This window comes from Herbiconiux sp. 11R-BC (genome assembly GCF_049472555.1).
Taxonomy (GTDB): Bacteria; Actinomycetota; Actinomycetes; order Actinomycetales; family Microbacteriaceae; genus Herbiconiux.
The window spans coordinates 12,465-25,517 of sequence record NZ_JBCEBO010000007.1 but is presented as its reverse complement, the minus strand read 5'-3'; the positions used below and the strand labels follow the sequence as shown (position 1 = coordinate 25,517).

At 68.3% G+C, this 13,053-nt stretch carries 16 protein-coding genes; 13 read left to right on the top strand and 3 right to left on the bottom strand.

The genetic code is table 11. The features are described 5' to 3' along the window. Positions 1–24 precede the first annotated feature (24 nt). The 3 genes from miaB to dapF all read left to right on the top strand — a co-directional run bounded on the left by miaB (position 25) and on the right by dapF (position 3,535). Positions 25–1,653, top strand: a complete 1,629-nt coding sequence (gene miaB / locus VD659_RS15485) for a tRNA (N6-isopentenyl adenosine(37)-C2)-methylthiotransferase MiaB (protein ID WP_423261967.1) — start codon at positions 25–27, stop codon at positions 1,651–1,653. Between the two features lie 87 nt (positions 1,654–1,740). Continuing rightward, positions 1,741–2,649 (top strand): tRNA (adenosine(37)-N6)-dimethylallyltransferase MiaA, encoded by a 909-nt coding sequence (gene miaA, locus VD659_RS15480; RefSeq protein WP_423262126.1) that lies wholly within the window; start codon positions 1,741–1,743, stop codon positions 2,647–2,649. A 4-nt stretch (positions 2,650–2,653) separates the two neighbouring features. Beyond that, complete coding sequence (dapF, locus tag VD659_RS15475; protein ID WP_423261966.1) at positions 2,654–3,535, top strand: diaminopimelate epimerase; 882 nt, start codon at positions 2,654–2,656, stop codon at positions 3,533–3,535. Between the two features lie 6 nt (positions 3,536–3,541). Here dapF and VD659_RS15470 read toward each other — a convergent pair whose 3' ends face one another. Further along, positions 3,542–4,150: a class I SAM-dependent methyltransferase gene (locus tag VD659_RS15470; protein ID WP_423261965.1), complete on the bottom strand. Its 609-nt coding sequence runs from the start codon at positions 4,148–4,150 to the stop codon at positions 3,542–3,544. 40 nt (positions 4,151–4,190) lie between these two features. On the opposite strand from VD659_RS15470, the gene hflX reads away from it, so the two are divergent. After that, positions 4,191–5,726 (top strand): GTPase HflX, encoded by a 1,536-nt coding sequence (hflX, locus tag VD659_RS15465; protein WP_423261964.1) that lies wholly within the window; start codon positions 4,191–4,193, stop codon positions 5,724–5,726. A gap of 95 nt (positions 5,727–5,821) precedes the next feature. On the opposite strand, the gene lexA is transcribed toward hflX, so the two are convergent. Then, positions 5,822–6,496 carry a transcriptional repressor LexA gene (gene lexA / locus VD659_RS15460; protein WP_423261963.1) on the bottom strand — a complete coding sequence of 225 codons (675 nt, stop codon included), beginning with the start codon at positions 6,494–6,496 and terminating at the stop codon, positions 5,822–5,824. A gap of 235 nt (positions 6,497–6,731) precedes the next feature. On the opposite strand from lexA, the gene VD659_RS15455 reads away from it, so the two are divergent. The 6 genes from VD659_RS15455 (at position 6,732) to VD659_RS15430 (ending at position 11,109) form a co-directional block, all read left to right on the top strand. Beyond that, positions 6,732–7,100 (top strand): LysM peptidoglycan-binding domain-containing protein, encoded by a 369-nt coding sequence (locus tag VD659_RS15455; RefSeq protein WP_423261962.1) that lies wholly within the window; start codon positions 6,732–6,734, stop codon positions 7,098–7,100. Between the two features lie 62 nt (positions 7,101–7,162). After that, complete coding sequence (locus VD659_RS15450; protein WP_423261961.1) at positions 7,163–8,254, top strand: histidinol-phosphate transaminase; 1,092 nt, start codon at positions 7,163–7,165, stop codon at positions 8,252–8,254. Next, complete coding sequence (gene hisB / locus VD659_RS15445) at positions 8,251–8,856, top strand: imidazoleglycerol-phosphate dehydratase HisB (RefSeq protein ID WP_423261960.1); 606 nt, start codon at positions 8,251–8,253, stop codon at positions 8,854–8,856. The genes VD659_RS15450 and hisB overlap by 4 nt, the downstream gene beginning before the upstream one ends. A gap of 13 nt (positions 8,857–8,869) precedes the next feature. Then, on the top strand, positions 8,870–9,505 hold the full coding sequence (hisH, locus tag VD659_RS15440; protein WP_423261959.1) for an imidazole glycerol phosphate synthase subunit HisH: 636 nt from the start codon (positions 8,870–8,872) through the stop codon (positions 9,503–9,505). Positions 9,506–9,602: 97 nt separating this feature from the next. Beyond that, positions 9,603–10,349, top strand: coding sequence for a bifunctional 1-(5-phosphoribosyl)-5-((5-phosphoribosylamino)methylideneamino)imidazole-4-carboxamide isomerase/phosphoribosylanthranilate isomerase PriA (gene priA / locus VD659_RS15435; protein WP_423261958.1), 747 nt, complete (start codon positions 9,603–9,605; stop codon positions 10,347–10,349). Continuing rightward, on the top strand, positions 10,342–11,109 hold the full coding sequence (locus VD659_RS15430; protein WP_423262125.1) for an SseB family protein: 768 nt from the start codon (positions 10,342–10,344) through the stop codon (positions 11,107–11,109). Before priA ends, VD659_RS15430 begins: the two co-directional genes overlap by 8 nt. 6 nt (positions 11,110–11,115) lie before the next feature. Here the strand turns inward: VD659_RS15430 and VD659_RS15425 are convergent, their stop codons facing one another. Further along, positions 11,116–11,454, bottom strand: coding sequence for a DUF1844 domain-containing protein (locus VD659_RS15425; protein WP_423261957.1), 339 nt, complete (start codon positions 11,452–11,454; stop codon positions 11,116–11,118). A gap of 329 nt (positions 11,455–11,783) precedes the next feature. Between VD659_RS15425 and infC the strand changes: the two genes are divergently transcribed. The 3 genes from infC to rplT are packed head-to-tail and all read left to right on the top strand — an operon-like array spanning position 11,784 to position 13,051. Then, positions 11,784–12,368: a translation initiation factor IF-3 gene (infC, locus tag VD659_RS15420; RefSeq protein WP_423261956.1), complete on the top strand. Its 585-nt coding sequence runs from the start codon at positions 11,784–11,786 to the stop codon at positions 12,366–12,368. A 56-nt stretch (positions 12,369–12,424) separates the two neighbouring features. Further along, positions 12,425–12,619 (top strand): 50S ribosomal protein L35, encoded by a 195-nt coding sequence (rpmI, locus tag VD659_RS15415; protein ID WP_137836112.1) that lies wholly within the window; start codon positions 12,425–12,427, stop codon positions 12,617–12,619. A gap of 45 nt (positions 12,620–12,664) precedes the next feature. Beyond that, positions 12,665–13,051 carry a 50S ribosomal protein L20 gene (rplT, locus tag VD659_RS15410; RefSeq protein WP_137836111.1) on the top strand — a complete coding sequence of 129 codons (387 nt, stop codon included), beginning with the start codon at positions 12,665–12,667 and terminating at the stop codon, positions 13,049–13,051. Positions 13,052–13,053: the final 2 nt, after the last annotated feature.

Below are 13,053 nucleotides of genomic sequence, written 5' to 3'. Positions count from 1 at the left end.
TTGTGCTCGTAGACTTGTCTCACCATGAGCACTGTGAGCGAAGCACCCACGATCATCGAGGCCTCGACCGCCTCGCGTGATGCCACCGGTCGTGCCCGCACCTATGAGGTGCGCACCTTCGGTTGCCAGATGAACGTGCACGACTCGGAGCGGCTGAGCGGGTCGCTCGAAGCGGCCGGGTATGTGAAGGCCGACGGTGTCGAGGCCGACGTCGTGGTGATCAACACCTGCGCGGTGCGGGAGAACGCCGACAACAAGCTCTACGGCAATCTGGGTCACCTCGCCTCGGTGAAGCGCCGGCACGAGGGCATGCAGATCGCGGTGGGCGGGTGCCTCGCTCAGAAGGACAAGAACGTCATCCTCGACAAGGCACCCTGGGTCGACGTGGTGTTCGGCACGCACAACATGGGTTCCCTGCCGAGCCTGCTCGAACGAGCCCGGCACAACGAGGCCGCCCAGATCGAGATCCTCGAGTCGCTCGAGACCTTCCCCTCGACGCTGCCCACCAAGCGCGATTCCACCTACAGCGGCTGGGTGTCCATCTCGGTCGGATGCAACAACACCTGTACCTTCTGCATCGTGCCCTCGCTCCGCGGCAAGGAGAAAGACCGCCGGCCGGGCGAGATCCTCAGCGAGATCCAGTACCTGGTCGACGACGGGGCCGTCGAGGTCACCCTGCTCGGCCAGAACGTCAACTCCTACGGCGTCGAGTTCGGCGACCGCTTCGCCTTCAGCAAGCTCCTGCGGGCCGCGGGTGCCATCGAGGGACTCGAGCGCATCCGCTTCACGAGCCCCCATCCGGCGGCGTTCACCGACGACGTCATCGACGCGATGGCCGAGACGCCGTCGGTCATGCCGCAGCTGCACATGCCGTTGCAGTCGGGGTCCGACCGCATCCTGCGTGCGATGCGCCGCTCCTACCGTTCGGCGAAGTTCCTCGGCATCCTCGAGCGGGTTCGCGAGAAGATCCCGAACGCCGCCATCAGCACCGACATCATCGTGGGCTTCCCCGGCGAGACCGAAGAGGACTTCCTCGAGACCATGCGCGTGGTGGAGGAAGCCCGGTTCGCCTCGGCCTTCACCTTCCAGTACTCGATCCGCCCCGGAACACCGGCTGCCACGCTGCCCGATCAGGTTCCGCATGAGATCGTGCAGGAGCGTTACGAGCGGCTCGTCGCCCTCCAAGACCACATCTCCTTCGAGGAGAACCAGAAGCTCGTCGGCCGGCAGGTCGAGCTGCTGGTGGCGAACGGAGAAGGCCGTAAGGATTCGGCGACGAACCGGATGAGCGGTCGCGCCCAGGACAGCCGGCTGGTGCACTTCGAAGTCCCCGAGGGCTCCCTGCGTCCACGCCCGGGGGACATGGTGTCGGTCACGATCACGCAGGCGGCGCCGTTCCACCTCATCGCCGACTCCGACGGGTCGCCGCTCGAGGTGCGTGCCACTCGCGCCGGCGACGCCTGGGACCGCGCACAAGCGGCATCCTGCGCGGTGCCGGCCCCCGCGGGAGCATCGGGCCCAGGCGGCTCGGTCGCGCGTGTCTCTCTCGGTCTGCCCACCCTGCGGGTCGCACCCAGCGCGCTGCCGGCGGCCGGTGCGCACTCCGTGGCCACGGTGCCCATCTACAGCCCGACCGACGACCTCCGCGACTAGGCGGTGCCTGTCGATCCTGCGTCCGGTTCCGCGGAGAGCGCGCCCAGCACACGGTCCGGGGTCACGCGACAGGCCGGCGCTCCTCGTCTGATCGCCGTCGTCGGCGCCACCGGCACCGGCAAGTCCGAGCTCTCGCTCGACCTCGCCGAGCAGTTGACTGCGCGTGGTCGACGCGCCGAGATCGTGAACGCCGACGCGATGCAGCTCTACCGCGGCATGGACATCGGCACCGCCAAGCTCGCGCCCGCCGAGCGTCGAGGAGTGCCCCACCACCTCTTGGATGTCCTGGCGGTCACCGACGACGCCTCCGTCGCGGCCTATCAGCGTGAGGCGCGCGCCGCCGTCGACGACATCCTCTCCCGTGGAGCCGTGCCGATCCTCGTCGGCGGTTCGGGGCTCTATGTCTCCTCCGTGATCTACGACTTCCGCTTCCCGGCGCGCGACGAGCGTGTGCGAGCCCGCCTCGAAGCCGACGCCGAGACCGGCGGTGCCCGCGCGCTCTACGAGCGGCTGAAGGCCATCGATCCGGTGGCCGCCGCATCCATCGGCCAGTTCAACGCCCGCCGCCTGGTGCGCGCTCTCGAGGTGGTGGAGCTCACTGGCGAACCGCTCAGCGGTACCCTGCCCGACGAGCCCGTTCTCCGGCACCCGGCCACGATCATCCGGCTCGGCATGACCCGAGAGGTGCTCGTGCCCCGCTTGGATGCCCGCGTCGAGCGGATGTGGGCCGCCGGCCTCGTCGACGAGGTCGCCGCTCTGCTCCCTGCGGGTCTGCGCGAGGGCACCACGGCGGCGCGTGCCATCGGCTACGCGCAGGCTCTCGCCGTGTTCGACGGGCGTCAGTCCAGGGCGGAGGCCATCGCCGAGGCGCAGGCTCTCACCCGGCGGTACGCCCGCCGCCAGGTCAGCTGGTTCAAGCGCTACCCGAACGCGATCGATGCCGATCCGCTGCAGGCGGACAGCGTGCAGGCCGCCATCCGCGCGGCTCTAGACTGAATCCATGCCAGCCGAGCTGCACTTCACCAAGGGCCAGGGCACCGGAAACGATTTCGTGCTGTTCACCGATCCCGACGGTGAGATCGACCTCAGCCCCACTCAGATCGCGGCCATCTGCGACCGCCATTTCGGCGTCGGAGCCGACGGTCTGCTGCGTGTGGTGCGCTCGAAGAGCCTCGAGGCGGGCAAAGCGGCCCTGGCCGAAGACCCGGCAGCCGAATGGTTCATGGACTACTACAACGCCGACGGATCGCTCTCCGAGATGTGCGGCAACGGCATCCGCGTCTATACCCGTTATCTCCTCGACAACGATCTGGCCACCCTGGCCCCCGGCGAGACCCTCGTCATCGGCACCCGCGGCGGCGTGCGCGACGTGCAGCGCAACAAGCTCGGCTTCCAGGTCGACCTCGGCCGCTGGCGGCTGGATGGCGGCGAGCCGCTCGTGCGCGCCAAGAACCTTCCGGTCGCGCGGCCCGGTCTGGGCATCAACGTGGGCAACCCCCACGTGGTCGTCGCGCTGGCCGACGACGACGAGCTCGACGCCGCCGACCTCAGCTTCATCCCGCACCTGGAACCGCTGCCTCAGGAAGGCGCGAACGTCGAGTTCGTAGTTCCCGGCGACCCCCTGGTGCGCGATGGCGTCGGACACATCCGGATGCGTGTGCACGAGCGCGGCAGCGGCGAGACGCTCTCCTGCGGTACGGGTGCGGCGGCGGCGGCGCTTGCGACGCGACACTGGGCCGGGGCTGGTGCACCCAACAACTGGAGCGTGGCCGTTCCGGGTGGTGTCGTGGGGGTTCGGATGTTCCCGACCGAGGACGGCGAGCACGTGGCCCTCTCCGGGCCGGCGGAACTCGTCTACGAGGGCGATCTCTCGGTCGCCTGACCCGGCTCAGGCCCGCTTGCGCACCCGCAGCACGCGGTACCCCTTGTTGGTGGTGGTGCGCGCCACCGTGAGCCCCGGGAACTCGGTGTCGAGCCACCGCTGCAGCGAATCGGAGCCGAGGTTCTTCTGCACGACGAGCCAGGCATCCGACCCTGCGTCGAGTCTCGGCAGCCAGTGCTCCAGCATCGCGTGCAGCTCGTTCTTGCCGACCCGGATCGGCGGATTCGACCAGATCGTGGTGAAACCGAGATCAGCGGGAACATCTTCCGGACGGCAGGCGTTGATATTCTCGAGACCCATGATGTGAGCATTCCGACGAACCAGATCCAGAGCGCGCTCGTTGACATCGACCGCCCACACCGTTGCACGCGGTGACTTCAGGGCGAGAGTCAACGAGACAGGCCCCCAACCGCACCCGAGATCGAGCAGATTCCCGCCGGGTGGGGGAGTGGGCGCGTTCGCCAGCAGAACCTGGGTTCCGGCATCGATCCGGTCGGGGCTGAACACGCCCGACGCCGTCGTGAGGCGGTACGGAGAGCCGGCCAGAGTCACGCCGATCTCCCGCAGGGAGAGCTCTCCGGCGGGCTGCGCGGAGAAGTAGTGCTCGCCATCCATAGAGGGAATCTAGCAAACAAGGAGACTAGTCTTGACTGCAATGTCAGACCACACGACCGCGGATCCCGAATCCACCGGTGACGACGTCGTCGCCCGGGTGCTGGCTCGCGCCGAATCCCGTTCGAGCGGCTTCTCGCTCTTCGCCCCCGGCTCGGCCCAGGCGCTCCAGCGCACCGAGACGGCGGATGCGCCGGGTCACGGCTACGACGGCGACCAGTTCGACCGCGAAGACCGCCAGTCGCTCCGCCGGGTGGCGGGGCTCTCGACCGAGCTCGAAGACGTCACCGAGGTCGAGTACCGCCAGCTGAGGCTGGAGAACGTCGTGATCATCGGCGTCTACTCGCAGGGCTCGCTCGACGATGCCGAGAACTCACTGCGCGAGCTCGCAGCTCTCGCCGAGACCGCGGGCGCCGCCGTTCTCGACGGCTTGCTGCAGCGCCGGCCGCATCCCGACCCCAGCACCTACTTCGGCAAAGGCAAGGCCGAGGAGCTGCGAGCCATCGTGGCGAGCCTCGGTGCCGACACCGTGATCGCCGACACCGAACTCGCGCCCAGCCAGCGTCGCGCGCTCGAAGACGTGGTGAAGGTCAAGGTGATCGACCGCACGGCCGTCATCCTCGACATCTTCAGCCAGCACGCCAAGAGTCGCGAGGGCAAGGCGCAGGTGGAGCTCGCGCAGCTCGAGTACCTGCTGCCCAGGCTCCGCGGCTGGGGTGACTCGATGTCCCGGCAGGCCGGCGGCCAGGTGGGTGGCGCAGGAGCCGGAATGGGTTCCCGCGGCCCCGGTGAGACGAAGATCGAACTCGATCGCCGGCGCATCCACACCCGCATGGCGAAGCTGCGCAAGCAGATCGTGGCCATGAAGCCGGCCCGTGAGGCCAAGCGGGCCAACCGCAAGCGCAACGCGGTGCCGAGCGTGGCGATCGTGGGCTACACGAACGCCGGAAAGTCCTCGCTGCTCAACCGCGTGACGAGCGCGGGGGTGCTCGTCGAGAACGCCCTCTTCGCAACCCTCGATGCGACGGTGCGCAAGTCGGCCACGGCCGACGGGCGCCCGTACACGCTCGCCGACACGGTGGGCTTCGTGCGTGCGCTGCCGCACCAGCTGGTCGAGGCCTTCCGATCGACCTTCGAAGAGGTGGCCGAGTCGGATGTGGTGGTGCACGTCGTCGACGGATCGCACCCCGACCCTGCCGGCCAGATCGCCACGGTGCGCGACGTGCTCGGTGAGGCCGGAGCTCGGGACATCCCCGAGATCGTGGTGTTCAACAAGAGCGACCTCGTGACCGACGACGACCGGCTGGTGCTGCGCGGGCTCGAGCCCACGGCGGTGTTCGTGTCGGCGCGATCGGGCGAGGGCATCCCGGAGCTGCTGGCGCGCATCGACGAGATGATCCCGCGGCCGAGCGTCGAGGTGGAGCTGCTCGTGCCGTACGAGCGCGGCGACCTCGTGACGCTGCTGCACGAGAAGAACACCGTGCTGAGCACCGACTACGAGGAATCGGGCACGCACGTGCGTGCCCTCGTGAATCCGGAGTTCGAGGAGCGCCTGGTGGAGTTCGCGGTCTCTCGCTGAGCATCCGCACCCCGCGTGGCGATCATCCCGCCGAGACGACGAAATCCGCCCCAAGACCTCGGTCTTAGGGCGGATTTCGGGGTCTCGCGAGGTGGTCAGACCGCTCTGAGAACGGCCACGACCTTGCCGAGCACGGTCGCGAAGTCGCCGAGGATGGGCTCGAAGTTGGTGTTGCGGGGGAGCAGCCAGGTGTGGCCGTCCCGCTGACGGAACACCTTCACCGTGGCCTCCTCGTCGAGCATGGCGGCCACGATGTCGCCGTTCTCGGCCGTGCTCTGCTGCCGGATGACCACCCAGTCCCCGTCGCAGATGGCCGCGTCGATCATCGATTCGCCGACGACCTTGAGCATGAAGAGCTCGCCGTTGCCGACGAGCTGACGGGGGAGGGGGAAGACCTCGTCGACCTGCTGCTCGGCGGTGATCGGGATGCCCGCGGCGATCCGGCCCACGAGCGGCACGAGCGCGGCGTCGCCCACCGGAGGCGCGGAGTCGGCATCTGGGGAGGGTGCGTCGTCGAGGGTGGGCATGTCGATGAGCACCTCCATCGCGCGCGGCCGGTTGGGGTCGCGCCGAAGGTAGCCACTGAGCTCGAGCTGGTTCAGCTGATGGGTCACGCTGGAGAGCGAGGCGAGACCGACCGCGTCGCCGATCTCGCGCATGCTCGGCGGATAGCCGCGTGCCACGACCGAGCGCTGGATGACATCCAGGATGGCGAGCTGCTTGTCGCTCAGGCTCTTGCGCCGCCGAGTGCGTCCCGAGTCGTTCGCCACGTCTACCTGCTTTCTGGTCTCCGCCACCCCCGATGTCGGTGGCTGGTGATTGAGTTCACCTGTCGATCGAAACTGTATCCGAGAACTGCTCGAATACGCACATGTCTTCGAGTGTGTCGCGGCATTTTCCGCAAAGATCCGGTTGACGAACACATTAATCGAATATATATTCGGAACACAGCTTCGCATCGGTGCTCCCGGCCGAGCACCGATGCGAATTCTTCAGGAGGAAATCATGAGCATTGCAGCACCGTTCGGCACCGCACACGCTCCCGCGACGCGTCTCCAGACCGGGCGCCTTCACATCACGGCCCGCGGCCGCAAGGTGCTCGCGGCCCTGATCGCTCTCCCCGTCGTCGGCGTGCTCGCTTCGCTCGCGCTCTTCGGCGGCGGCTCGGCGGTCGCCACGGGCACGGGCAGCGCCTCTGATTTCCACTACCTGACGGTGCAGGCCGGGCAGAGCCTCTGGGGCATCGCCGAGTCGTTGGCCCCTGCGGCCGACCCGCGTGACGTCATCGCCGAGATCGTGAGCCTGAACCAGCTCACCGACTCGGCGGTGCAGCCCGGCCAGCGCATCGCCATCCCCGCCGACATCGCCCGCTGAGGCGCAGCGCGCGCAGCTTCATCCACGCAGAACCGTCGGGCGGCCTTGGGTAGAATTCTTCAGTGACCTCCCTCGATGACCTGCCCATTCGAGACGACCTGCGCGGTCTGAGCCCGTATGGCGCTCCGCACCTGCACCTTCCGGTCGAACTCAACGTCAACGAGAACACGCATCCGATTCCCGAAGACGTGGCGCGCGACATCATCGAGGCGATAGCCCGTGAGCTCCTCACGGTCAATCGTTACCCCGACCGGGAGTTCACGGCCTTGCGCGACTCCCTCGCCGGGTACCTCGGCGAAGGTCTGAGCCGCGAGAACATCTGGGCGGCCAACGGCTCGAACGAAGTGCTGCAGCAGATCATGCAGGCATTCGGCGGTCCGGGGCGTTCGGTTCTCGGCTTCCCTCCCACCTACTCGATGCACTCGATCATCGCGGCGTCCACCGGCACGGCATGGATCGCGGGTCAGCGCGACGCCGACTACCTCATCTCGCCTGCGACCGCGGTCGAGTGGATCGAGCGCACGAAGCCCGACATCGTGTTCTTCTGTGCCCCCAACAACCCCACCGGCACCGGGCTCGGCCTCGACACCATCGTGGCCGCCTATGACGCCTTCGACGGTGTCGTCGTGGTCGACGAGGCCTATGCCGAGTTCATGCCCAGTGGCCGTCCGAGCGCACTCACGCTGCTCGAGGGCCGTCCGCGCCTGATCGTCTCGCGCACCATGAGCAAGGCCTTCGCCTTCGCAGGGGCACGTCTGGGATATCTGGCGGCTGATCCGGCGGTGACGGATGCGCTCCGCCTGGTTCGCCTGCCCTACCACCTGTCGGCTCTCACGCAGGCCGCCGCCGTCGCCGCGCTCGCGCACGCGCCCGAGATGCTCGCGATGGTCGACGACATCAAGGCCCAGCGCGACCGCATCGTGACGGTTCTCACCGAGCTCGGCTACACGCCGTGGCCCAGCGAGGCGAACTTCGTGCTCTTCGGCGGCGTCGACGACCCGGAGTGGCTGTGGCAGCAGCTCCTCGACCGAGGGATCATCATCCGCAACCTCGGCATCCCGGGGCACCTCCGGGTGAGCGCGGGCACCGCCGCCGAGACCACCGCCTTCCTCGACGCGATGCGCGAACTCACCGTCGATAGGATGGCGTCATGACCGCACCCCGCACCGCGCAGCTCCGGCGGGAGACCAGCGAATCGTCGATCGAGCTGAGTCTCGACCTCGACGGCACCGGCGTCTCCGACATCCAGACCTCGGTGCCGTTCTATGACCACCTGCTCACCGCCTTCGCGAAGCACTCGCTCACCGATCTGACGGTGCGCGCGAAGGGCGACATCGAGATCGACGTGCACCACACGGTCGAGGACATCGGCATCGTGCTCGGGCAGGCCATCCGTCAGGCGCTCGGCGACAAGTCGGGCATCTCGCGGTTCGGCGACGCCCTCGTGCCGCTCGACGAGGCGCTCGTGCAGGCCGTTGTCGACATCTCGGGCCGCCCGTACCTCGTGCACACCGGCGAACCCGCCGGTTTCGAGTTCCACCTCATCGGCGGGCACTTCACGGGTTCCATGGTCCGCCACGTGTTCGAAGCCATCACCTTCAATGCCGGGCTCACCGTGCACGTCACCGTGCTCGGCGGCCGTGACCCGCACCACATCGCCGAGGCGGAGTTCAAGGCCTTCGCGCGGGCGTTCCGCCAGGCCAAGGCGCTCGACCCCCTGGTGAGCGGTGTGCCGTCCACCAAGGGCGCGCTGTGATCGGCGTTCTCCGATGAGCCGCCCGAACGTCGTGCTGTTCGACTACGGCAGCGGCAACATCCACTCGGCCGCGAAAGCGCTCGAGCGCGCGGGTGCCGAGGTCACCGTCACGGCCGACCGCGTGGCCGCGCTCGAGGCCGATGGCCTCGTCGTGCCGGGCGTCGGCGCCTTCGACGCGGTGATCACCCAGCTCAACGCCGTGCGCGGCGGCGAGATCATCGACAAGCGCCTCGCCGGTGGCCGCCCGGTGCTCGGCATCTGCGTGGGAATGCAGGTGCTTTTCGCCGAGGGGATCGAGCGCGGAGTGCAGACCGAGGGGCTCGCCGAGTGGCCCGGCGTCGTCGAGCTGCTCGAAGCCGAGGTCGTTCCCCACATGGGCTGGAACACCGTGGATGCGCCGGCGGACTCCGTGCTCTTCGACGGCATCCGCGACGAGCGCTTCTACTTCGTGCACTCCTACGCCGCTCAGCAATGGGAGCTGACGCCCGACAAGACCCACCGACCGCCGCTGGTCACCTGGGCCGAGCACGGCTCGCGTTTCGTCGCCGCGGTGGAGAACGGTCCGCTCTCGGCCACCCAGTTCCACCCCGAGAAGTCGGGTGAGGCCGGCATCCGGTTGATGTCGAACTGGCTCGGCACTCTGAACTAGGGTCCGCGGCCGTTTCGACGCGAGGCGCACGAATCGCTACGATCGCGTGGGGTCCGCCGCCGGACCGCAGATCAAGCACCGAACAAGGAATCAGGCAATGAGCGAGTTCAACAAAGCACCGGGCCTCGTGCTCCTCCCCGCGGTCGACGTGGCCGACGGCAAGGCGGTGCGCCTGACCCAGGGCGTGGCCGGCACCGAGACCAACCACGGCGATCCGGTCGACGCCGCCGCCGACTGGATCTCGCAGGGCGCGGAGTGGATCCACCTCGTCGACCTCGACGCGGCCTTCGGTCGCGGCAACAACCTCGGCATCATCAAGAAGGTCATCCGCCAGGCCAAGGGGGTCAACGTCGAGGTCTCGGGCGGCATCCGCGACGACGCGAGTCTCGAGACGGCCCTCGAATCCGGTGCGAAGCGCATCAACCTGGGCACCGCCGCCCTCGAGAACCCGGAGTGGGCCGCGAGCGTCATCGCGCAGTACGGCGACGCCATCGCTGTCGGACTCGACGTGCGCGGCACCACCCTCGCCGCCCGTGGCTGGACGGAAGACGGCGGAGACCTCTGGCAGGTCATGGAGCGCCTCGAAGAGGCCGGATGCGCACGGTACGTCGTCACCGACGTCACGAAGGACGGCACGCTCAAGGGCCCGAACATCGAGCTGCTCCGCCAGGTGATGGAGCGCACCTCGCGCCCCGTCATCGCCTCCGGCGGCATCTCGAGCCTCGACGACCTCGCCGAGCTGCGCGCTCTCGTGCCCCTCGGCCTCGAGGGAGCGATCGTGGGCCGCGCGCTCTACGCGGGAGCCTTCACGCTCGCCGAAGCGCTGGACGTGGCCTCTGACTGAGCACGACCCCCGGCTGACCGATTCGGCGGGTCAGCCCTGGAAGGGCAGGCACTTCGAATCCCACGGCAGCGAGACCGACGACGGCAGCGCGCCGGCGGAGCTGACCGCGGCGATCGAGCGCTTCCGGGCCGGCGCCGGCGCACAGGTCGATGTCGTCGACGCTCTGCGCGGCGTCCGCCTGCTGGTGCCGCTCGTCGCCCACGCCGGCGAGGAGGGTGTGACGGACGCCGGTCTTCGCGTCGACAAGACCCAGGAGCTCTCACTGGTGACGGTCGCCGCCCCGGACGGCCGCCGCGTCCTCCCGGCCTTCACCTCTGTCGCCGCCCTCTCCGCATGGAACCCGAAGGCGCGTCCCATTCCCGTCGAGGCCCGCCGCGCGGCCCTCGCAGCGGCGGCCGAGGGGACGGAGCTCGTTGTCCTCGACCCCGCTTCGCCCACCGAGTTCGTCCTGCGGCGCCCGGCCGTGTGGGCGCTCGCGCAAGACCTCCCGTGGACTCCCGCTCCTCTGGACCCCGTGGTGGCCGAGGCTTTCGCCGCCTCGGTGGCCGAAGAGCCCGCCGTGGCCGGCCTCCGGCTCGAGCCGGGCGATCCGGATGCCCTCTTCCGCGGCCCCGAGGTGCAGGTCGTCGTCGCACTCGTCCCGGGACTCGATCAGGCGCAGCTGAACGCCCTCGTCGCGCGCCTGCAGACGAGCTGGGCGGCCGACGCCACCATCGCCGAGCGGGTGGACTCCCTCGGGGTGCGGCTCACCGCATCCTGAACCGGCTCAGCTGACGGGGCCGGTGTACTTCTCGCCGGGGCCTTCGCCGATCGGGTCCTGGATGGGGGAGGCCTCGCGGAACGCGAGCTGCAGCGAACGCAGGCCGTCGCGCAGGCTCCGGGCGTGCTGGTCGCCGAGGAAGGGCGCGGATGCGGTCACGAGCCCCGCGAGCGCCGTGATGAGCTTGCGGGCCTCATCGAGGTCGCTCTGCACCGACGGGTCGTCGGCGAGGCCGCACTTCACGGCGGCGGCGCTCATCAGGTGCACCGCGGTCGTGGTGATGACCTCGATGGCGGGCACCTCGGCGATGTCCCGGATGGCATCGGCTTCGTCGAAATCGCTCATCGCGAGACATCCTTACTGTTTCGGCGAGTCTCTGCTAGACTCTCTGAGGCTCTGGGACCAATGGTCTCAGTACGAAAGTGGAGAATCTCCCACCCGCGCATACCGCTTCATTAGGTTACCGGGTCGAATGCACTCCCTGTGTTGATGGTTCGGCCTCCGGCCGAGACAACGACACAGAGCTTGGGTGTGGTTTGTAGTTGTGTGTGCTGCGGGTGACCGGAGTGCGCACGCGGGATTCCCTTGCTTTCGTGAACACACACGAAACTAAGGAGTAACGCATCAGCGATCCCCGTACCAACGACCGTATCCGTGTCCCCGAGGTCCGCCTCGTGGGTCCGGGCGGCGAGCAGGTCGGCGTCGTCAGCATCGACGTCGCCCTTCGGCTTGCCCAGGAAGCGGATCTCGACCTCGTCGAGGTCGCACCCAATTCCAAGCCCCCGGTCGCGAAGATCATGGACTACGGAAAGTTCAAGTACGAAGCCGCGCAGAAGGCGAAGGAAGCCCGTCGCAACCAGGCGAACACCATCCTCAAAGAGGTGCGTTTCCGTCTGAAGATCGACGTGCACGACTACGAGACCAAGCGCAAGCGCGCCGAGGGCTTCCTGAAGGCCGGCGACAAGGTGAAGGCGATGATCCTCTTCCGCGGTCGCGAGCAGTCGCGCCCCGATCAGGGTGTGCGCCTGCTGCAGCGCTTCGCCGAAGACGTGTCCGAGTTCGGCACCGTCGAGTCCAGCCCCACCATCGACGGCCGCAACATGGTCATGGTCATCGGCCCGCTGAAGAACAAGTCCGAAGCCAAGGCCGAGGCGAACGCCAAGCGCGACGCCTCGAAGGCCCGCTCGCACGACAACGACGCGCCCGCCCCCCAGAACTCCGACCAGGCGCCGGCCACTCCGGCCGCCTCGGCCGAGTAGAAGCCCATCCCGGCCGTTCCGGCCGCGACAAGCCCGAACAACACAAGGAGAACCCCATGCCCAAGATGAAGACGCACTCCGGTGCCAAGAAGCGTTTCAAGGTCACCGGAACCGGCAAGCTGATGAAGCAGCAGGCCGGCATGCGCCACAACCTGGAGGTCAAGGCCCCGGGGCGCAAGGCTCGCCTGAACCAGGACCAGCAGCTGTCCAAGGCTGACAGCAAGGTCGCCAAGAAGCTTCTCGGCCTGTAGTCACCACTGCAGCAGCCGACCGAGACCACGAAGGAATAAAGAACAATGGCAAGAGTCAAAAGGGCGGTCAACGCTCACAAGAAGCGTCGCGTCATCCTCGAGCGCGCCGAGGGCTACCGCGGTCAGCGGTCGCGCCTCTACCGCAAGGCCAAGGAGCAGGTCACTCACTCCCTCGTCTACTCCTACCGTGACCGCCGTGCGCGCAAGGGCGACTTCCGTCGCCTCTGGATCCAGCGCATCAACGCGGCCTCGCGTGCGAACGGCCTGACCTACAACCGCCTCATCCAGGGTCTCGCCCTGGCTGGCATCGAGGTCGACCGCCGCATCCTCGCCGAGCTCGCCGTGAACGAGCCCGCGACCTTCGCGTCGATCGTCGCGAGCGCCAAGGCTGCTCTCCCCGCCGACACCTCGGCGCCGAAGACCGCCGCGTAAAC

Excerpts from the sequence above, each read along its gene's own strand:
- VD659_RS15425 (WP_423261957.1), bottom strand. The coding sequence starts at position 11,454 with ATGAGCGATTTCGACGAAGCCGATGCCATCCGGGACATCGCCGAGGTG.
- hisH (WP_423261959.1), top strand. The coding sequence starts at position 8,870 with ATGAGCCGCCCGAACGTCGTGCTGTTCGACTACGGCAGCGGCAACATC.
- dapF (WP_423261966.1), top strand. The coding sequence starts at position 2,654 with ATGCCAGCCGAGCTGCACTTCACCAAGGGCCAGGGCACCGGAAACGAT.
- hisB (WP_423261960.1), top strand. The coding sequence starts at position 8,251 with ATGACCGCACCCCGCACCGCGCAGCTCCGGCGGGAGACCAGCGAATCG.
- miaB (WP_423261967.1), top strand. The coding sequence starts at position 25 with ATGAGCACTGTGAGCGAAGCACCCACGATCATCGAGGCCTCGACCGCC.
- rplT (WP_137836111.1), top strand. The coding sequence starts at position 12,665 with ATGGCAAGAGTCAAAAGGGCGGTCAACGCTCACAAGAAGCGTCGCGTC.
- VD659_RS15470 (WP_423261965.1), bottom strand. The coding sequence starts at position 4,150 with ATGGATGGCGAGCACTACTTCTCCGCGCAGCCCGCCGGAGAGCTCTCC.
- hflX (WP_423261964.1), top strand. The coding sequence starts at position 4,191 with ATGTCAGACCACACGACCGCGGATCCCGAATCCACCGGTGACGACGTC.
- rpmI (WP_137836112.1), top strand. The coding sequence starts at position 12,425 with ATGCCCAAGATGAAGACGCACTCCGGTGCCAAGAAGCGTTTCAAGGTC.
- VD659_RS15455 (WP_423261962.1), top strand. The coding sequence starts at position 6,732 with ATGAGCATTGCAGCACCGTTCGGCACCGCACACGCTCCCGCGACGCGT.
- priA (WP_423261958.1), top strand. The coding sequence starts at position 9,603 with ATGAGCGAGTTCAACAAAGCACCGGGCCTCGTGCTCCTCCCCGCGGTC.